The sequence below is a fragment of the Chryseobacterium gambrini genome (genome assembly GCF_900156825.1).
GTDB lineage: Bacteria > Bacteroidota > Bacteroidia > Flavobacteriales > Weeksellaceae > Chryseobacterium > Chryseobacterium gambrini.
In genome coordinates this window covers 37,546-63,775 of sequence record NZ_FTOV01000015.1, presented here as the reverse complement: position 1 = coordinate 63,775, position 26,230 = coordinate 37,546, and the positions used below count along the sequence as shown (strand labels likewise).

General features: G+C 37.2%; 23 protein-coding genes. 13 read left to right on the top strand and 10 right to left on the bottom strand.

Features of this window, described 5'->3' with window-relative positions; all coding sequences use genetic code 11:
* Positions 1–67 precede the first annotated feature (67 nt).
* The 6 genes from hppD (at position 68) to BW951_RS19285 (ending at position 5,163) form a co-directional block, all read left to right on the top strand.
* On the top strand, positions 68–1,198 hold the full coding sequence (hppD, locus tag BW951_RS19310; RefSeq protein WP_076395782.1) for a 4-hydroxyphenylpyruvate dioxygenase: 1,131 nt from the start codon (positions 68–70) through the stop codon (positions 1,196–1,198).
* A gap of 71 nt (positions 1,199–1,269) precedes the next feature.
* Entirely contained in the window at positions 1,270–1,755 is a 486-nt protein-coding gene (locus BW951_RS19305) for a hypothetical protein (RefSeq protein WP_076395835.1), read from the top strand.
* 96 nt (positions 1,756–1,851) lie between these two features.
* Positions 1,852–3,099, top strand: a complete 1,248-nt coding sequence (fahA, locus tag BW951_RS19300; RefSeq protein WP_076395780.1) for a fumarylacetoacetase — start codon at positions 1,852–1,854, stop codon at positions 3,097–3,099.
* Positions 3,100–3,221: 122 nt separating this feature from the next.
* Entirely contained in the window at positions 3,222–3,632 is a 411-nt protein-coding gene (locus BW951_RS19295) for a GxxExxY protein (RefSeq protein ID WP_076395778.1), read from the top strand.
* Positions 3,633–3,731: 99 nt separating this feature from the next.
* Complete coding sequence (locus BW951_RS19290) at positions 3,732–4,553, top strand: flavin reductase family protein (protein WP_076395776.1); 822 nt, start codon at positions 3,732–3,734, stop codon at positions 4,551–4,553.
* 7 nt (positions 4,554–4,560) lie between these two features.
* The gene (locus tag BW951_RS19285) at positions 4,561–5,163 is read left to right on the top strand and encodes a hypothetical protein (protein ID WP_076395774.1); all 603 of its coding nucleotides are present in this window, start codon (positions 4,561–4,563) and stop codon (positions 5,161–5,163) included.
* A 40-nt stretch (positions 5,164–5,203) separates the two neighbouring features.
* Here BW951_RS19285 and BW951_RS19280 read toward each other — a convergent pair whose 3' ends face one another.
* Both BW951_RS19280 and BW951_RS19275 read right to left on the bottom strand, forming a co-directional pair.
* Complete coding sequence (locus tag BW951_RS19280; protein WP_076395772.1) at positions 5,204–5,413, bottom strand: hypothetical protein; 210 nt, start codon at positions 5,411–5,413, stop codon at positions 5,204–5,206.
* 87 nt (positions 5,414–5,500) lie between these two features.
* Complete coding sequence (locus BW951_RS19275; protein WP_076395770.1) at positions 5,501–6,340, bottom strand: alpha/beta hydrolase family protein; 840 nt, start codon at positions 6,338–6,340, stop codon at positions 5,501–5,503.
* A 204-nt stretch (positions 6,341–6,544) separates the two neighbouring features.
* Here BW951_RS19275 and BW951_RS19270 point away from each other — a divergent pair, with 204 nt between their 5' ends.
* From BW951_RS19270 to BW951_RS19255, 4 genes are all read left to right on the top strand, one after another.
* On the top strand, positions 6,545–7,318 hold the full coding sequence (locus BW951_RS19270) for a HipA family kinase (protein ID WP_076395768.1): 774 nt from the start codon (positions 6,545–6,547) through the stop codon (positions 7,316–7,318).
* Positions 7,305–7,688 carry a DUF3037 domain-containing protein gene (locus tag BW951_RS19265; protein WP_076395766.1) on the top strand — a complete coding sequence of 128 codons (384 nt, stop codon included), beginning with the start codon at positions 7,305–7,307 and terminating at the stop codon, positions 7,686–7,688. Before BW951_RS19270 ends, BW951_RS19265 begins: the two co-directional genes overlap by 14 nt.
* Before the next feature lie 21 nt (positions 7,689–7,709).
* Entirely contained in the window at positions 7,710–8,732 is a 1,023-nt protein-coding gene (locus tag BW951_RS19260; RefSeq protein WP_076395764.1) for an alpha/beta hydrolase, read from the top strand.
* Positions 8,733–9,307: 575 nt separating this feature from the next.
* Positions 9,308–10,405 carry a serine hydrolase domain-containing protein gene (locus tag BW951_RS19255; protein ID WP_076395761.1) on the top strand — a complete coding sequence of 366 codons (1,098 nt, stop codon included), beginning with the start codon at positions 9,308–9,310 and terminating at the stop codon, positions 10,403–10,405.
* Positions 10,406–10,511: 106 nt separating this feature from the next.
* Here the strand turns inward: BW951_RS19255 and BW951_RS19250 are convergent, their stop codons facing one another.
* The 6 genes from BW951_RS19250 to BW951_RS19225 all read right to left on the bottom strand — a co-directional run bounded on the left by BW951_RS19250 (position 10,512) and on the right by BW951_RS19225 (position 19,908).
* Positions 10,512–11,273 carry a phospholipase D family protein gene (locus BW951_RS19250; RefSeq protein WP_228427572.1) on the bottom strand — a complete coding sequence of 254 codons (762 nt, stop codon included), beginning with the start codon at positions 11,271–11,273 and terminating at the stop codon, positions 10,512–10,514.
* Between the two features lie 217 nt (positions 11,274–11,490).
* Positions 11,491–12,309, bottom strand: a complete 819-nt coding sequence (locus BW951_RS19245) for an alpha/beta hydrolase (protein ID WP_076395759.1) — start codon at positions 12,307–12,309, stop codon at positions 11,491–11,493.
* A 103-nt stretch (positions 12,310–12,412) separates the two neighbouring features.
* Positions 12,413–15,133 carry a TonB-dependent receptor plug domain-containing protein gene (locus BW951_RS19240; protein WP_076395757.1) on the bottom strand — a complete coding sequence of 907 codons (2,721 nt, stop codon included), beginning with the start codon at positions 15,131–15,133 and terminating at the stop codon, positions 12,413–12,415.
* A gap of 134 nt (positions 15,134–15,267) precedes the next feature.
* The gene (locus BW951_RS19235; protein ID WP_076395755.1) at positions 15,268–17,601 is read right to left on the bottom strand and encodes an ATP-dependent helicase; all 2,334 of its coding nucleotides are present in this window, start codon (positions 17,599–17,601) and stop codon (positions 15,268–15,270) included.
* An 87-nt stretch (positions 17,602–17,688) separates the two neighbouring features.
* Positions 17,689–17,940, bottom strand: a complete 252-nt coding sequence (locus tag BW951_RS19230; RefSeq protein WP_084196491.1) for a response regulator — start codon at positions 17,938–17,940, stop codon at positions 17,689–17,691.
* A 114-nt stretch (positions 17,941–18,054) separates the two neighbouring features.
* A complete protein-coding gene (locus BW951_RS19225) occupies positions 18,055–19,908 on the bottom strand; it encodes a PAS domain-containing sensor histidine kinase (RefSeq protein WP_076395753.1) in 1,854 nt (617 codons plus the stop codon).
* Between the two features lie 184 nt (positions 19,909–20,092).
* On the opposite strand from BW951_RS19225, the gene BW951_RS19220 reads away from it, so the two are divergent.
* From BW951_RS19220 to secG, 3 genes are all read left to right on the top strand, one after another.
* A complete protein-coding gene (locus tag BW951_RS19220; RefSeq protein ID WP_076395751.1) occupies positions 20,093–21,406 on the top strand; it encodes a M16 family metallopeptidase in 1,314 nt (437 codons plus the stop codon).
* A 49-nt stretch (positions 21,407–21,455) separates the two neighbouring features.
* On the top strand, positions 21,456–23,501 hold the full coding sequence (locus BW951_RS19215; protein WP_076395749.1) for a M16 family metallopeptidase: 2,046 nt from the start codon (positions 21,456–21,458) through the stop codon (positions 23,499–23,501).
* 131 nt (positions 23,502–23,632) lie between these two features.
* Positions 23,633–23,980 (top strand): preprotein translocase subunit SecG, encoded by a 348-nt coding sequence (gene secG, locus BW951_RS19210; protein WP_076395831.1) that lies wholly within the window; start codon positions 23,633–23,635, stop codon positions 23,978–23,980.
* A gap of 75 nt (positions 23,981–24,055) precedes the next feature.
* Here secG and BW951_RS19205 read toward each other — a convergent pair whose 3' ends face one another.
* Together BW951_RS19205 and BW951_RS19200 are read right to left on the bottom strand one after the other, a co-directional pair.
* Positions 24,056–25,087 carry a WaaS/CpsH family glycosyltransferase gene (locus tag BW951_RS19205; protein ID WP_076395829.1) on the bottom strand — a complete coding sequence of 344 codons (1,032 nt, stop codon included), beginning with the start codon at positions 25,085–25,087 and terminating at the stop codon, positions 24,056–24,058.
* On the bottom strand, positions 25,084–26,214 hold the full coding sequence (locus BW951_RS19200; protein ID WP_076395747.1) for an NAD-dependent epimerase/dehydratase family protein: 1,131 nt from the start codon (positions 26,212–26,214) through the stop codon (positions 25,084–25,086). Before BW951_RS19200 ends, BW951_RS19205 begins: the two co-directional genes overlap by 4 nt.
* Positions 26,215–26,230: the final 16 nt, after the last annotated feature.

Below are 26,230 nucleotides of genomic sequence, written 5' to 3'. Positions count from 1 at the left end.
AATATTTTTCGTATTAGTAAGAAATTCGTAATTTGCATTCCCATAAATATAAAAGTAAAAATAGAATATGTCAACACTTTCATTTGCCGAAAAAATTGCTCAGGCTGAGAATTTTTTACCCATCAACGGTACAGATTACATTGAGTTTTATGTAGGAAATGCTAAACAGGCTGCGCATTATTATAAAACCGCTTTCGGTTTTCAGTCTGTTGCCTACGCTGGTCCTGAAACCGGAGTAAGAGATCGTGCTTCTTATGTTCTTCAGCAGGGAAAAATAAGATTGGTACTTACAACAGGGCTAAAGTCTGATTCTCCCATCAATGAGCATGTAAAAAAACATGGTGATGGAGTGAAAATTTTGGCTCTTTGGGTGGATGATGCCTATTCTGCGTTTGAAGAAACCACAAAAAGAGGCGGAAAACCTTATCTTGAACCTGTAACATTAACAGACGAAAATGGTGAGGTAAGAATGTCAGGAATTTATACTTACGGAGAAACCGTTCACATGTTTATCGAAAGAAAAAACTACAACGGTCCTTTCATGCCGGGTTACGAAAAGTGGGAAAGCGATTACAAGCCTGAAGATGCAGGTCTTTTATATGTAGACCACTGTGTAGGAAATGTAGACTGGGACAGAATGATTCCAACGGTAGAATGGTATGAAAAAGTAATGGGATTTGTAAATATTCTTTCTTTTGACGATAAGCAGATAAACACAGAATATTCTGCTTTGATGTCTAAAGTAATGTCCAACGGAAACGGTTACGCAAAATTCCCGATTAACGAACCTGCAGAAGGTAAGAAAAAATCGCAGGTAGAAGAATATCTTGATTTCTACGAAGGCGAAGGAGTACAGCACATTGCAGTTGCTACAAAAGACATTATCCACACCGTAACAGAATTAAAAAAACGTGGTGTTGAGTTTTTATCTGCGCCGCCTGAAGCCTATTACGATATGGTTCCTGAAAGAGTGGGACACATCGACGAAGATCTTAAAAAACTTCAGGAACTGGGAATTCTTATCGATCATGACGAGGAAGGATATTTGCTGCAGATCTTTACAAAACCTGTAGAAGACCGTCCTACCCTATTCTTTGAAATCATCGAAAGACACGGAGCACAAAGCTTCGGAGCCGGAAACTTCAAAGCATTATTCGAAGCATTGGAAAGAGAACAGGAAAGAAGAGGAAACCTGTAATTTTATTTGTAATATTGAGTTTTGTCAGGATGAACAGTCTTGACAAAACTTTTTTTAAAAAACACATTAATATGAGAAAATTTTTAATTGGAATGTTATTTTTAGGAGCAAGCTTTGGATTAAAAGCGCAGTACGGTTCACTAAATGATATTCTTACCCGACTTGAAGAAAGAAAAGGAGTCAACCAGAATCTGGAAGCGGTAAACATTGACAATAAAAAGTTTGTTTTCATCAATGATGAAGCAGACCATACCGAAAGGGATTTTATTGTCATTAAAGGAAACAAAGCAACTTATGTAGAAGTTTTTGACGATAAAGCTACCGGAGAAAGCAGCTCGAATGTTTTTTCAGGAGATATCGTGAGAAATAAAAAGAACATCATTTCTTTAAGAGCTGATCTTCTGGAAAACAAAAAAGTTCCGATCCCTGTTACCAAAACATTACTTTTAACAAGACAGGACAATATTCTGTACCTGATCGACGTGAATACTAAAGCAAGATGGATTGACGAAGAATCTTTTTCTAAAGTTAAAAACAAAACCAAATCTAAAAAGTAAATGTTTTGAACGCCTAAACTGATTAAAAAGCCTTCAGAATATTTAAAATTTAAAATCTAACGGATTTATATAAAGTCCAAACTAAATTCTAAAATTATGAAATCATTTGTAGAATATTCATCAGATTCAGATTTTTCTATCCATAATATTCCGTTTGGTGTAGCGGTTTTCAACAAAGAATACATCGGATGCTGTACAAGAATCGGCGATCAGATCATCGATCTTGCAACGTTATACGATCTGGGATATTTCGAAGAAATCGAAGGCTTAGTCGATAACGTTTTCGAAGCCTATACCTTAAATGAATTCATCGAACTTGGAAAGCCTGTAACGAATGCCGTTCGTTTAAAAATTCAGGAATTACTGCTGGAAAATTCCATCTTATCAAAAGATGAAAAAACCATCGAAGAAGCTTTCTATGAGATTGATCAGGTTAAAATGATGATGCCGATTCATATTCCGAATTACACAGATTTTTACAGCAGCATCGAACACGCAACCAATGTAGGAAAAATGTTCAGAGATCCTGCGAATGCACTGCTTCCTAACTGGAAACATCTTCCGGTAGGTTATCACGGAAGAGCTTCGTCTATTGTAGTGTCAGGAACGGAAATCAACCGTCCGAAAGGTCAGATGAAACCTGCAGATGTAGAAAAGCCAGTCTTCGGACCTTGTAAACAATTGGATTTTGAGCTTGAAATGGCATTCATCATCAATAAAAATACCGAAATGGGCGAAAGTATTTCGACCAAAGATGCTGAAGACGCCATCTTCGGGATGGTGGTTTTCAACGACTGGTCGGCAAGAGATATTCAGTCTTGGGAGTACGTTCCGCTGGGACCATTTTTAGCTAAAAATTTCGGTTCCTCTATTTCGCCGTGGGTGGTTACTCTGGAAGCTTTAGAGCCATTCAGAACCGCTTCTCCTACACAGGATCCTGAAGTTTTGGATTATCTGAAATTTGAAGGAGATAAAAATTACGACATCAATCTTGAAGTCTATCTTCAGCCTGAAAACGGAGAGCAAAACCTGATCTCCGAAAGCAATTACAAACACATGTACTGGAACATGACGCAGCAACTGGCTCATCACACCGTAAACGGCTGCAACGTGGAAGTCGGAGATCTTTACGCAAGCGGAACCATTTCAGGAAGCGATCCGAAATCTTTCGGTTCCATGCTGGAATTAACGTGGAGAGGTCAGAATCCGATTCAGTTAAACAACGGAGAAGAAAGAAAATTCATCAACGACAACGATACGGTAACCATGAAAGCCTGGGCTGAAAAAGACGGAGTGAGAGTTGGTTTCGGTGAAGTTTCAGGGAAAATTATTCCTACTGTTTAAATATAAAATTTTTTAGATAATTTTTGACACATAAGTCACAAAGAAAATTTTTCTAACTGCATAAGAGAACACATTAGTTTGAAAATCTACAGATTTTCATTGAATCAAGGCAAAACACAATTATGGAACTTACTAAGAAATACATCAATGAGCTTACGTATAAGATAATTGGTACATGTATAGAAGTTCATAAAATTGTTGGTCCCGGTCTTTATGAAGAAATATATCATAAATGTTTAGAAAGAGAATTTGATCTGCTTGGCATAAAATATAAAAGTGAACTTGAAATTCCACTAATCTATAAAGATTTAAAGATTGACTGTAAGGTTAAATGTGATTTTCTAATTGAAAATACTATAGTATTGGAAATAAAATCCGTTACAGAATTTCATAACATTCACAGAGCGCAAACAATGAATTATATGAATTTGCTTAAAGTTTCAAAATCAATTCTTGTAAATTTTAATGTTTATAATCTTTATCATGAAGGAACGGAAACATTTGTAAATAAAGACTTTGAAAATCTGTTATAAATGAAAATCTATAGATTTTCAAACTAATGTGTACTAAATATTTTCAATATTTTGAACTTTAAACTTATGTGACTTATGTGTTAAAAAAATAATATAATAATGAAAACACTCATCCCATCAGAAATAACTCCCGTGCAACTGCAAACGGTTATGCAGACTGCCGTTTCGCCGCGTCCGATTGCATTGGCATCAACGGTTGATAAAGACGGAAACAGCAATTTGTCGCCGTTCAGTTTTTTTAATATGTTCAGTACGGTTCCTCCGGTTTTGATTTTTTCACCTTCGAGAAGAGTTCGTGACAATACCATCAAACACACGCTGGAAAATGTTCTTGAAGTTCCGGAAGTGGTGATCGGAACAGTTAATTTTCCGATTGTACAGCAGATCTCTTTGGCTTCAACAGAATATGAAGAAGGCGTTAACGAATTCATTAAATCCGGATTAACGATGAAAGATGCTGATCTTGTTCAGCCTAAATTAATTGAAGAATGTCCTGTAAATTTTGAATGTAAAGTGCTAGAAGTAAAATCTTTGGGCGATCAGGGTGGTGCAGGAAATCTGGTGATCTGTGAAGTTCAGAAAATTCATATCAGAGAAGAATATCTGGATGAAAACGGAAATCTGGATCAGGCAAAACTGGATATGGTGGCAAGATTGGGAAGCAACTGGTATTCCAGAAATACGGCAGACAATCTTTTTGAAGTTCCAAAACCTCTGGTAACGAAAGGAATCGGTTTCGATCTTCTTCCGGATGAAATAAAATTCAGCAGAATATTCACAGGAAACGACCTGGGAATGTTGGCGAATGTTGAAATCTTACCGGCAGGAAACTATCATTCCGACGAGAATGTTCATCTGGGAGCTCAGAAATTATTACTGGAAAGTAAAATTGAAGAAGCGTGGAAAATTCTGATTTATTAAGAGATTTATGAGAAAATATTTCTTCTTATTATTGATATTGCTGGGTTTACAGTCATGCTACTATCCGGTTAGAAAAGATTATGGAATTTACAGCAAATCGCTCGTATTTTCAAAAGATCAAAAATGGCTGATAAACAATATCAATACTACGGTTGATGCGCACCACCGGGAAATGATGACTGCAGAAACCATGAAATTATTTACTCAGTTAAGTGAAGGAAAAGCCTATGATTTAAAAACAGCAAAATCTGAAAACCTAATCAGTCATGATATTCCGTTCAGTCCGGAAACGGATGATCTGGAAGACCTTAAAAACAATTCCGATTTCAATTTTCTGGTTAATATTTATACTTTCAAAGTTAGAAACGGTTTAGACAATTCGATCGGTGTACAGTATGAATACAACAAAAATGAAACATTTGCGATGATGGATGTTTATGACATCAAAACATTGAAAAAAATCTACACCCTTAAAGCCTATTCGGAAGTTTCTGTAGAAAAAGGTGAGAAAGCAACGATCTTTACACCTTCCACTGAAATGATGACCATGAAGAACTTCAGAAGTCTCTTAAAATCGGTAAAAAAGAATGCTATACAAATGAATAAATAAAAAGGAGTGAAAAATTTCACTCCTTTATTTTTTGCTTAGATTAGTAGCAACATTGCCAACGTCCGTTAGCATTGGTTTCTGTTCCGAAATTTGGTGACTGACATGGAGGTACAAGACAATTTCCCTGTCCATCGCTTAGGTAGTGATTATAACAGCCGCTTGCACAGATTAAAACTTTCTCTCCTCCGGCAATATGCTTTTGAGCTTCTCTGCTTAATTTCTGACCATTCTTTAATTCTGAATTTTTCATAATAACTTGATTTTTGGTGATTTAATTTATCACTAATATATGAAAAATTTTTAATTTGAATATGAATTATTTATAAATCCAGAAAAATCATATTTTCTCTTTAATGAACGTAATGCATTTTTCCGTAACTTCATTAAGGTCTTTGGGTAGTTTTGGCTCTTCCCAAGGTTCTTTTGCCCCAAAAGTATGATTGGCTTTTTCAATAAGATACAGCTCAGAATTTGGGTTCAGAATGTGAAGATGCTCTGCGCTTTTTACATTCACTGCCTCATCATCTGTCCCATGAATGATTAAATAATGTACTTTCGCCATCTCGGTTGCCCTTTCGACATCAAAACGGTGAAAATTATTTTCAAAATCTTCATAAAACTGATAATAATGAGGCATTTCCTGCTTTGTTCTTCCATTCATCACATAATACACTCCGGCTTCCTTCCATTTTTCGAAGGCATCGTTTTTCGGGAAACGATCCAGTGTATCTACACTTGCAAGGGTAATTAAACCGTTAATTCTTTCATCCTCAAAACTTTTGATGATAGAAATTCCTCCTCCCCTGCTGTGACCGATCAGAATAATCTTATCAGCATCTACTTTTTCATTTTTAACGAAGTAATCAATCACAGTTCCCAAGTCCGAAAGCTCTTTAGAATAATTATTATTTCCAAAGGCTTCAAGATCAGCAAATTCATGAGGATTTTCAACCGTTGTTCCGTTGTGCGAAAAATTAAATTTCACAAAGAAAAATCCGGCTTCCGCAAACTTTTCAGCCATAAGATTCCATGCACCCCAATCTTTGTAGCCTTTATAGCCATGAACAAAAATGACCAACGGTAGTTTCTGTTCTGTTTCCGGAAAAAAGGCATCGGCAAGAAAATCTCCGGTTTCAGGATTGGAAATGATGATATTCAGCTTTTTTGTAATCTGCATATTGTATTGTATAATAATGTATTAAAAACTTTTTTTGTCATTTCGACACAGCATTAATGGATGCAAGCATCGTTCAGGAAACTTATATTTAGATTCTTTATTCCGCTATGGTCTAATTCAGAATCATAATTTCGAAACAATCAATTTTTACTTAAAAATAGTATAAATAGAAATAAAGACAAAGGAATATCTTATTTTTGCCTTATGTTGGATTTAAGAAAGGTAACCGTCATGCGTTATATTCTGCCGCTTCGGGAGGGAGGTTCTCTTCCTGCTCTGGCAGAAGCAGATGATGATTTTAAATATGTTCTGAAATTCCGTGGCGCAGGTCACGGAGTAAAAATGCTGATCTCTGAACTGATCGGCGGAAAGATTACAGAAATTTTAGGATTGAAAATTCCCGAGCTTGTTTTTGTGAATCTGGATGTGGATTTCGGAAGAACCGAAGCCGATGAAGAAATTCAGGATCTTTTGAAAAATTCCGAAGGTCTTAATCTGGGGCTTCATTATCTTTCAGGTTCCATTACTTATGATCCGAGTGTGAAGATCGATCCGCTTCTGGCTTCGAAAATCGTCTGGCTGGATGCGTTTATCACGAATATCGACCGTACTTTCAGAAACACGAATCTGCTGATGTGGCACAAAGAACTGTGGATTATTGATAACGGAGCTTCTTTTTATTTTCACCATTCATGGCAGAATTTTGATGCTGCAGCAAAAACACCTTTTAAATATGTAAAAGACCATGTTTTGCTTCCACAGGCATCAAAGCTGGATGAAGCCGATCTGTTTGCCAAAGAAGTACTGAACGAAAAGGTATTCAGAGAAATTGTAAATATTATTCCCGAAGACTGGCTGCACTGGAATGATGCGGAAGAAACGCCGGAAGAAATCCGTGAAATCTATTTCAACTTCCTGAAGACCCGATTAGAACATTCTGAAATCTTTTTAAACGAAGCTAAAAATGCAAGAGGATAAAATCTACGAATACGCGGTAATACGATTGGTTCCGAAGGTTGAAAGAGAAGAGTTTTTCAATATCGGACTGGTGATGTTTTCAAAAAAAGAAAAATTCATTAAAGTGGAATTTTATCTCTGTCCGGATAAATTTAAGCTGATGCGAAGCAAAATCGATTACGAAGACGTGATCCAGAATCTGGAAAGCTTCAAAAAAATTGCAGACGGCGCAAAAGACGGAGGACCGATTGCACAGCTTGAAATCCCGGAAAGATTCCGCTGGCTGACTGCCGTAAGAAGTTCTGTGGTGCAGACTTCAAGACCTCATCCCGGGAAATCCAGAAATCTGGAAGATACTTTTGGTAGGCTTTTTGAGGAGTTAGTAAAATAATACGCTTCAAAAAAATATTCTATGAAATTTACGAATGACAACACTGCATACAGGTTTTCTAAAAGCCTGTTTTTTATTTTACTGCTCAGCTTTTTTACATTAGGATATTCTCAAGGTCCGATCGAAGGAACTCCGACACCGCCAAGTGTTCTTCTTCCTGAAAAAACGGATTTTTCAGAAAATATTACGTATAAAAATGATGCTTCCGGAAATCCCATCAAATTGGATCTGTACAAACCAAAAAATGCAGGTTCCGCAAAACTTCCGGTGGTTATTTATGTTCACGGCGGAGCATGGGCAAAAGGTGATAAAGTAGTAAGATCCAACAATTATATCGAAAATTTCATTTTAAAGCTTGTTGAAAAAAATTATGCTGTGGTAAGTATCGATTACACCCTTGTAAGCGAAACTGTACATTTTCCGCTGCCGATTCAGGATACCAAAGATGTGGTGAGATGGGTGCGAAAAAATGCTGACCAATACCATTTTGATCCCGATAACATCGGATTTTTCGGTGCTTCTTCGGGAGCGCATCTTGCTCTGATGGCTGCTTATACGAATGATAATGAATATTTGGGAAGCCCTGAATTATCTTCTTATTCGGCAAAGGTAAATTATGTGGTTGATAATTTCGGACCGACTGATATTAATCAACTTCTACATACAAGACTGGGAAAAGTTCCGGTGTCTATTGTAGGTCTGTTCTTTAAGCCGATTGTTGAGATCAGACAGAAATTGGTTTATGGAATTTCCGGCTACGATATTAATGATGAAAAAAGAAAAGCCATAGATTATCTGGAAACGGTTTCCCCGATCAATGAGACGGAAAACGGAATTCCGACCTTTATTCTCCATGGAAATAAAGATAAGGTAGCACCATTGAGTCATTCTAAAAAACTGGTAAAAAAGCTGAAAAAGCAAAATATAGAATCTGAACTTGTCGTAGTTGAAGATGGAACACACGGTTTCGGAACGACTGATAAAAAATATATGGACCAGCTTACGGATGACATGATCCATTTTATTGATGCGCACAAAAAGTAAAAAGTTTTAGTTTAAATTCTAATTGAAGATAATTTGCTTTTCAACAAAGAATATTTAACTTTTTTATATAAACACAAAAGATAAAATAATCCTTATTCAAAGTGCTGATTTTAAAAGAAAAAGATCACAATAGTTTTAAAAATCTTTGATTTTTATTCTTTTGAGTGCTTTGCTTATTCTGGAAATTCGCTTTATAATTATCTTTTGCATCTTTTGCGGTTAATTCTGAAATTAGTCTATTCAAGTTTTAGTTTAAATTCTAATTGAAGATAATTGCTTTTTTACAAAGAATATTTAACCTTTTTATATAACCACAAAAGATAAACTAATCCTTATTCAAAGTGCTGATTTTAAAAGAAAAGATCACAATAGTTTTTAAAAATCTTTGATTTTTATTCTTTTGAGTGCTTTGCTTATTCTGAAAATTCGCTCCATTATCATCTTTTGCATCTTTTGCGGTTAATTCTGAAATTAGTTTAAATTGCAATTGAAGATCTTTTTAACATTTTTTATGAAAGGTTTTTAACTATTCATTGTTGTGATTATCTAAAAATCATAATTTAAACTAATTTCGTATGAAAATAAAAAATCTATTTTCTGTTTCTGCTATTTGTTTTTTAGCATTATCCTGCAGTTCTTCTGATGATATTACGGAACCCTCTTCAGATCCGACCAATACTGCTTCTACAACGGAAGCCATGTACTTTCCTCCTTCCAACAGTGATGCTTGGGAAACGAAATCTCTTTCTGCATTAAACTGGCATCAGGATAAAGTCCAGGATCTTCTGACGTATCTGGAAACCAAACATTCTAAAAGTTTTATGATCCTGCAAAATGGAAGAATTGTTATGGAAAACTATTTTTCGAGCCATACTTCTACTACACCTTGGTATTGGGCAAGCGCAGGAAAAACGTTAACCTCTACCGTGACAGGAATTGCAGAACAGGAAGGATTTATCAATATAAACAATAAAGTTTCCACATACATCGGAACCGGCTGGACAAGCGCTCCTTTAGCCAAAGAAAATTTAATTACCTGCCGGAATTTACTGACGATGACTTCCGGTCTGGACGACAGCCTCGGAGATAATGTAAGTCCGGCAAATCTACAGTACAAAGCCGATGCAGGAACACGATGGGCGTATCATAATGTTTATGTAAAACTTCAGGATGTTGTAGCCGCAGCTACGGGACAAACTTGGTCACAATATTTCAATGCCAAACTTAGGGATAAAATCGGGATGACGGGAAACTGGATTCAAAGCGGCGACAACAGTGTGTACTGGAGTACAACCAGAAGTATGGCGCGTTTCGGACTGATGGCTTTAAACAACGGAAACTGGAACGGAACACAGATCATCAATTCGAATTATTTTCAAAGTGCGACGAATACTTCCCAAAGTATCAATTTAGCCTACGGTTATCTGTGGTGGCTGAACGGAAAAACAAGTTATCATATGCCGCAGACTCAGTTTCTGTTCAACGGAAAACTGATTCCGAGTGCGCCGGATGATATGTTTTGTGCTTTAGGTAAAAATGACCAAAAAATCTATGTCGTTCCAAGCAAAAAACTCGTCATCATCAGAATGGGCGATGCTGCAGACAATGTGAATCTTGCTCTTTCGGATTTTGATGATGTTTTGTGGCAGAAAATAAATGCGGTGATTAATTAAAGTGAATGGTCAATAATCAATTTGCTTCGCAGTTAATTTAACATGATTGAGAATAATCTTAATGAAAAAATTAACCATTGACTGCAAAGCAAATTCACTATTCATCTTAATTAATGGGTTCTTCATACAACTGACTTCCCCAAAACTGAATATCTCTTTCCGGAAGATTGGAATGATAAAAAATTTCTTTTACTTCTTCGATGATTTTAGCAACGGCTTCCGGATCGGTTGTTCGTATTCTTGTTTCGTGGTTGTCTTTCACGCCGCTTCCTGTGAAATTTAAAGAGCCTAAATAGGCAATTTCGTCATCAATAATGTAAATTTTACTGTGAATGAAGGTTTTATTGGTAGAATTTCCGCTATTCGGAGAGACAAAAACCTTGAAGGGAAAAAGCTGTTTGTAGCTGTAATGATACACTTTTGTCTTTTTTATTTTTTTAACGATGGAATCTCTTATGAGAAACATTAAAATGACAATAATAAATCCGTAAGCAAGTTTAAAATTGTTTAAAAGATACATTAGCGGAAGCAAAACCACGCCCAAACCGATCATGGCAAATAACAGAGTTCCGGAGAGGCTTACCAGATTGTCTCTGGTCTGTTTTGCCTTTTCGTCAACGTGTTTTTTCTGAATAATCAGTTTGTGAATATTCTTGTCGTAGCCGTAAAAATCTTCGATTTCATCGCTGGTAACCAATCTTATTTTAATTCCTCTGGAATGAAGATAAATCAGCTCTTTAATTAAAAAAGGAGAAAGATAGGGAGAAACAATTTTCACATTTCTCTGAGCATTTCTGATATCCTGCATCATTTTGGCTCCTGCACTTTTTCCTATATAAATATCACAAACCGCATTGTTGTAAAACATACCCATCGTTCGAAATCATTTTATTTTCGCTCCAAAGAAAGAAAAAATAAAAAACTTTGCAAAATAATTGGGAGAGAAGTTGGGAGTTAGAAGATGAAAGCTGAAGGTTAGAAGCCGGAGGATGGAAGTTTAAAATCTGTATGCACATTTATTAACATCAAAGCTTCCCGCTTCCAATCTACTTCCTACTTCCTACTTCCATCTTCCTATCTCCATCCTATTTCCTATTCTTTTCCACTCTTTTAATTTCGTTGATAAGCAAAGGAAAAGCGGGTTGCGCCATTCCGCCGTGATCAAAACCCTGAAGTTCGTATAAAGTAGTTTCTTTATGACCTTTCAGCTTCATCATTCGCGCCATATAAGCATTTTCTTCATATCTTCCGAGCAGCTCTTTCTCGCGGTCTCCGGTAATTAATAACAAAGGCGGTGCATCTGCTCTGATGAAATGCAGCGGTGCATATTCGTCAATTCTGGCATCCAGTTCATCAATTCCTTTTTCTTTTCTTGTGGTAAAATGAGAGATCATCTGTCCGCTGAAAGGGATAATTCCGGCAAATTTATTGGCATCAATTCCGTATTTGTTCAGGTACATTTTATTTAAACCTACCATAATGGCAAGATAACCTCCCGCAGAATGTCCAGAAATAAAGACAAGATCTTCACTTCCTCCATAATTTTTAATATTCTTAAACACCCATGCTGTTGCTGCGGCTGCATCTTCAATGTATTTCGGGGCATTAACTTTCGGAGAGAGTCTGTAATTGACTCCAATCACTGCGATTCCTTTATTTTTAAGCCCTTCCGGAATTTCCTTTTCACCTCCGGTTAATCCTCCGCCGTGAAACCAGATCACCGTCGGAAAATTTTTCACATTTTTCGGAATATAAATATCCAGTACACATCTTTCATTGATGTAAGCATCGGATTTACTGGTTTTTTCATCATAATAATGGATATTATTTTCGGTGTGGTATTCCTGAGAAAAAAGTGGGGTGGAAAACAGGGTAAGAAGTAAAAATAGCAGAATCCTTTTCATTGTATAACTTTTATGGTTTAAAGATACAAATTGTCTTTCAGCCAAATAAAAAATGAACCCGGAAAAACCGGATTCATTTCAGATTGAGAATTAAAAAAATTACTTAAAAATTAAAGTTAAGTCTTGAGAATACAAATCTTCCGTTCTGCCCAAACTGTGAAGTTGATCTTGAATAAATAAACTGATCGTTATTGGAAGAAGCAGGAAGGTTTTTCGTTGGGTAAATATCAAATAGGTTATTGACACCAACGGTAAGTCCTATATTTTTGGTAAACTGATAAGCCAGAGAAACATCGGTAATGATTTTATCTGTAATTTCCTGATGTTCGTTCGGAGAAATGACACCGTCTCCGTTTGCATCGATAATATCGGCGCTCGTTACCTTTCCGAAGTAGGTATTTCTAAGATAGAAAATAGCATCTCCCCAAGTAATCTGATTGGATAAGCTGGCTTTTACTCTGGGAACCGCTTCTTCCAGATACACTCTCGATGCTTCGGAAAAATAAACATTTTCCAGATTTGAAGACTGTAATAATCCGGATGAATGGATGGCTCCGACTTTTCTGGTCCGGTTAAGATTGATCGCAAAATTATTATCCAGTTTGATGTTTGAAAATTTTACATTATGTGTAAGAACAATATCCAATCCTCTGGTTTCCGTATCTATGGCGTTGGTAAAAAGCTGTACGGCATTTACTCTTGCGGCATCGTAGATCAGCTGCGCTGCCGGAGAAACGGCAGATCTTGCGAACTGACCGGTAAGCAGAATCCTGTTATCAATTCTGATGAAATATCCGTCTGCAGTAAGCGTAAGTTTTGCTGAAGGAATTTTATAGGTAAATCCTACACTTGCAGATTTTGAAGTTTCCTGTTTCAGACTTGGAATTCCCAACAAATTGGCGATTTCGGAATCGTTGCTGAATGTTCCCACTTCCAGAAGCTGTCCGTTCGTAAACAAAGTTGATGTTACATTATAATAAATCTGATGAATGGAAGGCGCTCTGAATCCTGTAGAACCCGCAAATCTGAAATTAAGGTCTTTATTTACTTTGATTCTTGAAGCCAGTTTATAATTGAATGTAGAACCGAAATCTGAATAATTTTCATATCTCACGGCTGCATCTGCCAATAACCAGTTGGTAAAATTGAATTCAACATCTGCATATCCCGCAATTGCCTGTCGGTTTTTATTTACTGCGTTTTCTGGTTTAAATCCACTAAAAACCTGAGAACCTCCCGGAAGCGAAGCGCCGAAAAAGTCGGTGGGACGAACTGTATTTCCGGTCCAGAGATTTCCGGAAACATCATACGTAGCGTAAGATGCTTCTTCTCCTGCTGTTATTTTAAAATTTTCGTAACGGTGTTCTGCTCCAAAGGCAACGTTGATTCCGCTCCAGACATCATATTTCTTTGAAAAATCTAAATTGATTGTATTTTGGGAAAATCTTAAACCTCCTGCATCAAATTCATTCGGAGAATTGAATCTTAAAGAGGTATTTCCGGTATTTTTAATATCATAACTGAAAGAATTCTGCCCGAAAGTATTGCTGAAATCGATATTCCAGCCTTTCCAGTCTCCTTTAATTCCTGCGGAAAGCGAAAGATCCTGAATGTCTGTTCCGATCTGCGGCAGATAACCGTTGGGATACAATCCTGTAAATGTTCTGCTTTGGTTAGGTCTTCTGAAAAATCCTCCCGAAGTTCCGTGTCTGAAGCTGTATCCGCCAAAAGTATAAACTTTCCAGTTGTCGTTCAGCGGAACTTCTACATTAGCAAAAAGCTGATGGTTATTCAGTTTAGACTGTCCCACCTGCATATTGAAATCTTTTCTTGACAAACCTCTGTAAGCCAGCTCCTGATCCGTCACATTCGTATTTAAAATTCCCTGTAATGCGGAAATTGTATTCGCCGACTGAATCTGGTTCTGTAACGTCGGAGAAAAATAATTGACTTCCTGCGCATACTGATGAATATAATTGATGATCTGTTGGGAATTCGGAGTATTGTTAATATTCGTGAAAAGGGATGAAAGATTCACGCCGTTATTTAAAGCACGCTGTTCAATCGCGTTGTAAGCATTGAAAATGTTTCCGCTTTCTGTTCCCGCTCTGTAGGTAGGATTTCTGAACTGGGATGTCCACGTAATGTTGTAAAATCCGCCTTTCTTCCCGATTTTATTTCCGTAGTTAAGGTCTACCTGAATATTCTGTCCGTCAAAATCTCCTGTATGATCGTTGGCTGTAGGGGTAAGATTTCCTCCGTAGCTTAGTTGTCCCGTCAGTTTTCCGGTATCTCTTTTCAGTCCTAAATTGATCACTCCTGCAATAGCGTCCGAACCGTACTGCGCAGAAGCACCGTCTCTTAAAACTTCAATCTTATTAATGGCAAAAGACGGAATGGCATTAAGATCGGTTCCTACTGTTCCTCTTCCGGGAGATCCGTTTACATTGACTAACGCCGAAGTGTGTCTTCTTTTTCCATTCACAAGAACCAAAACCTGATCGGGCCCCAACCCTCTGAGCTGTGCAGGATCCAAATGATCGGTTCCGTCTGCATTCGTTTGTATGGTTGATGTAAATGACGGTGCAATAAAATTAAGGATTTGTGCGACGTTTGTTTGCGGTAAAATAACCGAAGATTCTTTGATATTGAAAACGTCCACCGGAACCGGGCTGTCTACTTTAGACCTTGCTCCGCCTCTTGATCCTAAAATAACAACTTCCTCTAAGTTGTTTGTTTTTACTGTATCTTTTTCCTGTGCGTACGCAAATGTTCCCAGGAAAAATAATACCGATGCCGAAAAAATAGTTTTTTTATTCTTCATACATTCCTCACTTTAAATTCATGTTTTAAAAGTGCAAATGTAAATTATATTTATTAGTCTACAAAATTAATAGACTAAAAGAATATAGAAAATGAATATTATCATCTTCTATTTTTTTAAATTGAAATGAATTTTTAAATCTTTGTTAGTTTCGCGTATTTCAGGATAAGATTTTTCTCGCCTTCATGCTGAAAGACTACTTTGGCTTTGATATTCTGAGGATCAGTTCCGTCGAGGAAAGTTACTTCTCCGATTCCGAAACGGTCGTGTCTTACTTTATCGCCGACTTCAATATCCTGAGAAGAAGCTCCGCTCGGATTGATGATTTTTGCCGTACTTACAGGTTTCAGTTTGCGGGGCTCTGCAATCGGTTTTGAGCTGTCGCTTCTTTCGATGGTTTTCTTTTCCACTTTTTTGAAACTTCTCATTTCGGAAGGATGTTCATCAAAAATATTGGATTTGATGCCGGAATTGTTGATAAAACGTTTTTCAATTGCAGGATTTACAAATTCGATATATTCTTCATCTATTTCACTTAAAAATCTTGAAGGTTCCGCATCGGTAATTTTCCCCCACTGGAAACGTGAAACGGCATAAGAGAAAAACACCTGCTTTTCGGCTCTCGTTAAAGCAACATAGAAGAGACGTCTTTCTTCTTCCAGATCTTCTCTTGTGGAAGAACTCATAAAGCTCGGGAAAAGGTTTTCTTCAAGCCCCACCAAATGTACAACAGGAAATTCAAGACCTTTTGAAAGGTGGATCGTCATTAACGATACCATATCCTCTTCATTGTTTTTATCCTGCGTATCGGCAGAAAGGGCAATGTTTTCAAGGAAATTCGGTAAGCTCGGATCTCCGTCTTCCAGCTGCATCTGCTCTTCAATGAATCCCTGCATCGAGTTCATTAATTCCTGAACGTTTTCTACACGGGAAATTCCTTCGGGAGTCTGATCGTCTTTTAAAAATTTAATCAGTCCGCTTCGTTTCGCCACTTCCATCGCAACGCTGTACGCAGTTTCCGTTTTCAGCAGTACCTGAAATGCTTTGATCATCGACCAGAAGTCGTTCAGTTTATTTAAAACCCCGTTGTTTAAGCCTAAATGCGGCGCATACATCGGTAAATTATCCAAAACTTTTGAAACGGCAACATTCTGTGCATCTGCAAAAACAACCAATTTATTCTGGGTGGTTTCTCCAATTCCTCTTGCCGGATAATTAATGATTCTCATCAACGCTTCAGAATCGTTTTCATTGACTAAAAGCCTCAGATAAGCGATGAGATCTTTTACTTCTTTTCTCTGGTAGAAAGAGAGTCCTCCGTAGACTTTGTAAGGAATATTTTTTCTTCTCAGCGCATCTTCAAAAGCACGCGTCTGAGAGTTGGTTCTGTATAAAATGGCAAAATCGCTGTATTTTCTCTGCTCACGGTTTCTGGTTTCCCAGATGTTTCCGGCTACGAAATTCGCTTCATCGGCATCGGAAAGGGAGCGGTATACTTTGATTTTCTCTCCTTCTTCATTTTCGCTGAAAACATTTTTCTTGAACTGCTGAAGGTTTTTCGCAATCACTGCATTTGCTGCGTTCACAATATTCTGGGTAGAACGGTAATTCTGCTCCAAAGCTACCGTCATTGCATCCGGATAGTCTTTTTTAAAGTTCAAAATATTATAGATATTCGCACCACGGAAGGAATAAATGGACTGTGCATCATCTCCTACGACACAAATATTTTCAAATTTTGAGGCTAAAGCTTTTACGATTAAATACTGAGAATGGTTGGTATCCTGATACTCATCCACAAGAATGTATCTGAATCTGTCCTGATATTTTGCTAACACTTCAGGGAAACGGGTTAACAATTCGTTGGTTTTTAACAGCAAATCGTCAAAATCCATCGATCCGTTTTTGAAGCACTGCTCTACATACCGCTGGTAAATCTGCCCGATAAATTTCATATTGGCTTTTTCATCGGCTTCCATCAATTCAGGATTGTTGAAATAAGCTTTTACGGTGATGAGGTTGTTTTTATATGTCGAAATTCTTGCCTGAACTTTTTTGGGTTTATACAGATCGGCATCAATATTCATGTCTTTCAACACTTTTTTGATGACATTTAATGCATCCTGCTGATCGTAAATGGTAAAATTGGAAGGATAGCCGAGATAATGTGCCTCATTTCTCAGAATTCTTGCAAAAACAGAGTGGAAAGTTCCCATCCAGAGACTTCTTGCATTGCTCTGTCCCACTACTTTTGCAATACGTTCTTTCATTTCTTTTGCTGCCTTATTGGTAAAGGTAAGCGCCAAAATATTAAAAGGATCTATTCCGTTGGTAATGAGATGGGCAATACGCATGGTAAGTACACGCGTTTTTCCGGAACCCGCTCCTGCAAGAACCATTAATGGTCCCTGTAATGTGGTAACGGCTTCGTATTGTGATTCATTCAGTCCTTTCAGATAATCCTCCATGCTGCAAAAAATTTTTGGGAACACAAAATTAGTGTATTATATGGAGAATTCAAATTTTGGATTTTGATGTTTCAAGAAAATCTGTTTTTATTTGATATACGTTCTCACACGGGAAATCATATCTCCCATGTCGAAAGGTTTTGCGATAAAATCATTGGCTCCCGCATCGAGCGCAGACTGCTCCAGTCCTCGGCTTGCGGACATAATAAGCACCGGAATATCTTTTAAATTTTCATCGGCTCTTATGGTTCTGCATATATCTCTTCCATCTTCTCCGGAAAGCCACATATCCATGAGGATAACATCCGGTTTTGGCTGTGTATTCAGTGCATCGAGCATATCCTATCCTTTATAGAACTTGGCAACAGTAAGTCCTTCAAGCTCCATCATCATTTCAATAGAATCAACAATTGCAGGACTATCATCCAAGACTAAAATTTGTGTAGACATGTTTTATATTTTAATTTTAGGTATTTCGAAGCAAAAATCAGACCCCTTTCCTTCTACGGAGTGAACATAAATTTTTCCGCCTGTCCTTTTGATGATTTCCGAGGAGATGTAAAGTCCTAATCCTAAACCCGGAAAGGTATGTTCTTTTGTTCCGCTTACCCGGTAATATTGCTCAAAAACTTTATGCTGTTTGTCTTCCGGAATTCCGATCCCGAAATCTTTGACACTGAAATTGATCATGTCGTCTTTTATCTGGGTAGAAACCACAATTTCATCTGCATCAGGAGAATATTTAATGGCATTACTGATGAGGTTGCTCATTACCTGAGAAATACGGTGTCTGTCTGCGGTTACTTTTCCAATCTCGCTTTTATTGAATATAATTTTGTGTCTCGCCGTCATCTGCTGTTCCACAATAACGTCTTCTACAAGCTGATCAAAATCAAACTCAGACTCATTGAGCTGGATCTGTCCTTTCTGAATTTTGGTAACATCCAGAAGATCATTCACAAGCTCCGTCAGTTTATCAATCTGATCGTTCATTCTCTTTGCCACCTCTGCATTTTTATAATCGCCCTGTTTGTTAAGATTCATTTCAATAAACTGGGTGTAGAGCTTTAAACTGGTAAGCGGTGTTTTAAGCTCGTGACTTGCGATGCCCAAGAAATTATCTTTCTGGGTCTGCAATTGCTTGAAATCATCTATATCGGTGAAGGTTCCGATCCATTGGTTTATTTCTCCGTCCGGATCAAAACTGGCTACTGCCCTTCCCAAAAACCATCTGTAAACATCCGGATTCTGAGGATCTGAAAATTCGTATTCCACTTCAAATGGTTTTCCTGTGTTTACACTTTCTTCCCATATTTTTATAATATTCGGATAAACTTCGGGTCTTATGACTTTTTTAATGGCTTCATTGGCATCTTCTTCTTTGCTGAACTTCATGTATTTGTACCAATTATCATTCATATAGGTTATTTTGCCATGTCTGTCGCAAGTCCAGACAAACTGAGGCATAGAATCTGCCAGATCGCGGTATTTTCTTTCACTTTCCTGTATTTCTTTTCTGGCTTTTACAAGATCTGTAACATTCACTGCCATATTAAGAATCGCATACACTTCCCCGTTGGAATTTTTAAGCGGCTTATAAGAAAAGTTATAGTAGAAAGTCTGAAGTTTACCATCTACTACAAGATCTGCACGGTCTTCTGTCGCGGAGTAGGTTTTTCCTGTTTTAAAGATGTCTTTTAATAAGCCTATAAATGGCTGTCCTTCGAGTTCGGGAAGTGCATCTTCAAGCTTCCTGCCTATCACGGAAGCATCTTTCCCCCACGTTCTCAGCATTTTGTCGTTGGCAAGTTCTATGTATAAATCTTCTGAGCGATAAATGGCTGTAGAATAATCTGATTGTCTGATGAGGTCTTCAAAACGGTACTCACTTTCTAAAAGTTTTTTCTCGGAAATAACGTGTTCTGTAACTTCTGTGGCTACAACACTTACCCCGATAACTTTATGTTCATCACTGTAAACGGGTGCATAGATAAAGTTGAAAAAATGTTCTTCGTAGTTGCCAAATTTTTCCAGAAAAACAGACCATTTGTTTCCTTTGAATATTTCGCCTGTTTTGTACACATTATCTAAAATTTCAAAAAGTCCCTGCGATTTTATCTCCGGAAGGGCTTCAAACAGGGGCATCCCGATTACCGAAGCGTCTCTCCCCCAAAGATCAAGAATCTGCTGATTGGCATTGTTTATTATGAAATTTTCTCCCATCAGCAAAGACATCGCAACGGGAGCCTGGCTGAATAAGGTAACTAAAGATTCTAGTGAGATATTCTGGTCTAAAAAGTTTTTCATCACGACAATGATTTCTTGTTTACAAAAGTAATTGTTATTCTAGACTTTCACTGAAAATATGATACCACTTTTTAACATAATATAATTTTATTCCAGAGAAATACTTTTAAGGCTAATTTTATTTTGATAATAATGTAACAAATAATGTATTTTTGGAACTAATTGACAAAACAATTTCTACTTTATGAAAAAGCGACTTCTTTCTGTTGCTGCAGCGGCTTTCTTCGGAATGGCTCTTAATGCACAACAAATTAAATTCGAAGAGTATGACTTACCAAATGGTCTTCATGTAATTCTTCATCAGGATAACTCGGCTCCGGTTGTAACAACGGGGGTAATGTACCATGTAGGTGCAAAAGACGAGGTAAAAGGAAGAACAGGTTTTGCTCACTTCTTCGAGCATCTTTTATTTGAAGGAACACCTAACATTAAGAGAGGTGACTGGTTTAAGATCGTTTCTTCAAACGGGGGACAAAACAACGCCAATACTACGAACGACAGAACGTATTACTATGAGACTTTCCCATCCAACAACGAACAGTTGGGACTTTGGATGGAGGCTGAAAGAATGCGTCATGCGGTGATTAATCAGGTGGGTGTAGACACTCAAAGAGAGGTTGTAAAAGAAGAAAAAAGATTGAGAATGGATAACCAGCCTTACGGAAATCTTTTCACAACAGTACAGAAAAATTTATTTACCAATCACCCGTACAACTGGCCTACAATCGGTTCTATGGAGGATCTTAATGCTGCGAAATTAGAAGAGTTTCAGGCATTTTATAAAAAGTATTATGTTCCAAACAACGCTACTTTGGTAGTAGCGGGAGACATTAAGCCTGAACAGACTAAAAAGTGGATTAAGGAATACTACGGAGGAATTCCGAAAGGAACAGTTTACCCGAAAGATTTCCCGAAAGATGCTCCTATTACTCAGGAAAAAGAAGTAACGGCTACAGATCCTAATATTCAGCTTCCTGCTTATGTATTTGCTTACAGAACGCCGGGTAACAAGGAGAAAGATGCTTATATTTTAGATATGCTTTCTTCTTATTTAAGCAGCGGTAAATCTTCTGTTTTATACAAAAAATTAGTGGATCAGGATAAAAAAGCGCTTCAGGTACAGGCTTTCAACCAGGGTCTTGAAGACTACGGTATTTTTGCATTCTTTGCGATCCCGATGGGACAAACCACAAAGGCTACTTTGCAGGCGGACATCGATGCAGAGATCAAAAAACTGCAGACGACTTTAATTTCTGAGGAAGATTATCAAAAGCTTCAGAACCAGTTTGAAAACCAGTTTGTAAATTCTAATTCCAATATTCAGGGGATTGCTGCTTCACTGGCAACCAACCACGTTTTGATGGGCAATACAAACCTGATTAACAAAGAAATTGATATCTACAGAAGCATTACAAGACAGGATCTTCAGAATGCGGCTAAAAAGTATCTTAATTCCAACCAAAGAATAATCATCAATTACGTACCTGAGAAAAAGTAATCTACCGGTATTTAGGTTAAAATGATTATTAAAAATTAAATTTTTACAAATGAAAAAGCAATTAACATATATAGCTGCAGCATTTTTCTTCGCAGGAATGGTTTCAGCACAAAAGATAGATATTAATGCAATGCCAAAACCGGGACCAACTCCTGCCATTAACATTGCAAAGCCAAAAACTTTCCAGCTTAGCAACGGACTTACGGTAATGGTGGTGGAAAACAATAAACTTCCGAGAGTAAGCGCAAGTCTTAGTATGGACAGAGCGCCTTATTATGAAGGAAGTGTAGCAGGTGTAAGCGAAATCATGGCGGAACAGTTCGAAAACGGAACCACCAACATGAGCAAAGATGAATTCAACAAAAAGGTGGATTATCTTGGAGCAAACTTAAACTTTTCTTCTAACGGAGCTGCGGCAAATTCACTTTCAAAATATTTTCCTCAGGTATTGAGCTTAATGGCAGATGCGATCATTAATCCTAAATTTTCTGCTGAAGAGATCCAGAATTCTAAAGACAGAGCGATTGAAGGATTAAAATCTGAAGAGAAAAATGCGTCTTCGATTGCTTCAAAGGTTTCTAACGCTTTAATGTATGGTAAAAATACATCGAGAGGAGAATTTGAAACAGTAGAGTCAATCAACAAAATTCAATTGGCAGATGTACAGAATACGTACAAAAAATATTACGCTCCGGACAATGCTTATCTGGTAATCGTTGGAGACGTTAAATTCGATCAGGTAAAACCAATGGTTGAAAAAGCATTCAGCGGATGGAAAAAAGCAAATACTCCGGTTTCTCCTTTAGAACCTGCTTCTAACGTTGCCCAAACGGAAATTAACGTAGTGGATGTTCCTTCTGCAGTACAGTCTGTGGTTTCTTTGAACAACCTAAACACGCTGAAAATGAAAGATCCGAACTACTTCCCTGCAACCATTGCAAACTATATTCTTGGAGGTGGCGGTGAAGCGAGACTTTTCATGAACCTTCGTGAGAAAAACGGATTTACATATGGCGCTTACTCTAATCTTAGCGCAAGCAAATATTCTCCGCAGTTCTCTGCAAGTGCAAGTGTAAGAAATGAAGTTACGGATAAAGCGGTAAAGGAATTCATGAATGAACTTAACGCGATTTCTACCGTAAAGCCTGAAGAACTTGCAAATGCAAAAGCAAAACTGAAAGGTTCTTTCATCATGTCTCTGGAGCAGCCTGCAACTATTGCAAGATTTGCTTTAAACCAGAAAGTACAGAATCTTCCGGATGATTTTTATACCAATTATCTGAAATCTATTGATAAAGTAACGGCTGCCGATGTTTCTAATGCTGTAAAATCTACCATTCTTCCTAACCAGAGCAGAATTTTCATTGCCGGAAAAGCATCTGACATTTCTGAAGGTCTGGAAAAATTAGGATATCCGGTAAAATATTTTGATAAAGAAGCAAATCCTGTAGCAAAACCAACAACACAGAAAGTGGATGCCGGAGTTACTGTTGCTTCTATTGCAGATAAGTACATCAACGCAATCGGAGGAAAAGCAAACATTGATAAAGTTTCTTCTTACACCGTAAACGCTTCCATGTCTATGCAGGGACAGAATATCGACCTGAAAATGATGAAAGCAAAAGGTGGGAAAGAACTTACTACTGTTACAGGAATGGGACAGACTCTTCAGAAACAGGTATTCGACGGAAAGACAGGATACTCTGAGCAAATGGGGCAAAAAGTGGAAATGAAGCCTGAGCAAATTGCTGAAAAGCTTAAAAATACTGAACTTTTCCCGGAGCTTGGTTTTGCAAAATCTGCTGACTACAAGCTTGCAGGAATTGAAAAAATCGGCGGTGAAGATTCTTATGTTGTAAAAAATGGAGATGCTACTTATTATTACAGCGTAAAAACAGGTCTTAAAACCGGAGAAACAAAAACAGTAAAAGCAATGGGACAGACAATGACTGTTCCTACAACATACTCAGATTACAAAGATGTGGCAGGCGTAAAAATGCCTTACACCATTACGGTAAGCCAAATGGGAATGGACATGACGATGAACGTAAAATCTTACGAAGTGAATCAGGCTAAAGATTCTGATTTTAAATAAAACATCCTGTTTTTACAGAAAAAACGGCAACAGTTGTTGCCGTTTTTTATTTTTGTTAACATTTATAATATCTTTCTTTGTCATTCGGTAAAAAAAGATTAAATTTGCCCATTCAAAAAGATATCAAATTAATGGATTCTATATTTATACTATTGATGGTTCTTATTATGATCGCCAGTATTTTATTGGTTATCATCGTTATGGCTCAAAATCCTAAAGGAGGAGGTCTTTCCAGTACTTTCGGAGGAGCATCTTCTGCTCAGTTTGGAGTACAGAGAACCAACGACTTTATGGAAAAAGCAACATGGACTTTAGGAGGAACAATTATTGTTCTTATCCTTTTAAGCGTTGTAATTACAGGTAAACCTTCAGCAACAGCTCCGGTTCAGACGCCTGCAAAAAAAGAAGCTCCGGCTAAGCAGTCTTCTGCTCCTGCTTCAGCAACAACTCCGGTTCAGACTCCTGCACCAACGAAGTAAGCAAATCTTATTTTTACATATAAAAAGCAACTCTGTCGAGTTGCTTTTTTGTTTTTATGATAAACTGATTTAAGTTTAATTAGTTCTAAAAGAATTCCAGTAATCATTCTGATCTTCCCCAAAAAGGCAGTCTATAAAAGAATCCAAAGACATCTTATATAAAATTTCCTGATTCATTTCTTTACAATCGGTTGCAAAAAATTCAGGATTGAGCTGAATATCTTCCCGATCAATCACCAGAATATTTTCAGGACAGTAAAAAGGATAATTTTTGATATCCGAATTGGTAGTAATTAATTTTCTTCCCGAAGCCAACACCTCAAAGGTTCTTATCGTTAAGCCATTCTGGAAAGGTTTATTAATATCCAGCACAGATTTTGTCTTTCTGTAAAAATCGATGATCTGATGGTGATTCAGCTTATCAAAACTTACTTTTGTAATGTCAAACTGCTTCAGGTTTTTATCAATCATCTTTTTCAGTCGGAATGCGATTCTTCCCATTGCATAGTAATAAAAGTAAGATTTCAGATTCAGCCGATCTGCCATTACTCTGATCTTTTCTCCTACAATATAACGATCCGTATGAGCGCTTCCGATAAAAACAATGTCATATTCCGGTTTCTGAGAATACTGTTGTAAACTTTTATATTCATCAACATAAAACAAAGGTCTGAAGCTTATGTTATATTTTACCGAATCATTGTATTCAAACGTAAACTTTTTGTCGAAATATTTAAGATTTTCAATCAGATTGGGATATTCCGTCAATGGATCAAAATTGTAGTAAATCATTTCCATTCCGGGATTATCATTCTTTATTTTTTCAAGAAAAAAAACAGGAATGGCTTCTCCTTTTATCAGGAAAAAATAATCGTATTTTTTGTCTTTAATTTCATCAAGAATCCGGTTATAATAATTGTTTATTTTAAGATGGTAGAATCTTTTATTAAGACGGATAATTCCTTTTGAAAAATTGGAATTGGAAGGTCTTTCATCATAAAAATCCACTTCAGCGCCCAGTTCAGAAAGTCTTTTTGCTATGGCTCTTTCATATTTAAAAAAACTAACCGACAGAAAAAGTATTTTTTTGTCTTTTAAACTGATCATTTCAGAAGTCCTTTTACTTTCATTTCTTCCAGAGATTCTTTGAACTTTACATCCTGAATATTCTGTTGCAGAACCCAATGGGTAAATTTAGACATCCCTTCCTCAAAAGATATTTTCGGCTGAAAATTTAATTTTGATTTAATCTTGCTGATGTCTGCAAAATTATGTCTGATGTCTCCCAGACGAAACTGCCCGGAAACATTAATTTCAAAATCGACATTGTAGAATTTTCTGAAATTTTCCGCTACCGTAGTTACTGCGGTAGAAACCCCAGTTCCCACGTTGAAAACTTCGCCGTTCGCTGCATCATTTTCAATACAACGAATTGTTGCTTCCACCGCATCATCCACATGAATGAAATCTCTGGATTCGTTTCCGTCTTCAAAAACATTAATATCATTTCCGTTAAGAATCTGGGACGAAAAAATAGATAAAATTCCCGTGTAAGGATTTAAAAGCGACTGTCCTTCTCCGTAAACATTCTGAAACCTCAGCGCAACCGGAGCAACTCCCATGGAAGAACAGGCAGTCATTACCATCTGTTCCTGTGTATATTTTGTAATTCCGTAGATAGAAGTCGGATGTATTTTAGATTCTTCATCCGTTGGCAAAGCGCGAAGAATCTGCCCGTCGGGATAAATAATTTCGAAATTTCCTTTTCGCATCTCTTCCACATTTCTGGGTCTTGGATAAATCAGTCCCAATTCGGGATGAAGATATTTTCCTTCTCCATAAACCGCTCTGGAAGAAGCAATAATCACTTTTTTTACCTGATGGGGTTTATTTACGAGAATATCCAGCATTTTTGCCGTTCCGGAAACATTCACATCCGTATATTTCTCGATCTGGTACATGGATTGTCCGGTACCGGTTTCTGCCGCAAAGTGAACGATAACATCCTGCCCTTCGATCGCCTTTTCCCAGTCTTCAAAATGAGCAACATCTCCTTTAATGAAATTTACATTCCCTAAAATATTTCTGTACAAAGGCGAATCCTCATCAGGATTTTCTCCGTGAATCTGAGAAGAAAGATTATCCAGAACCGTAACTTCATACCCCTTCTTCTTAAGTTCTAAAGACAACTTACTTCCAATAAATCCGGCTCCTCCTGTGATGAGTATTTTCATTTGATACTTGTGAAAT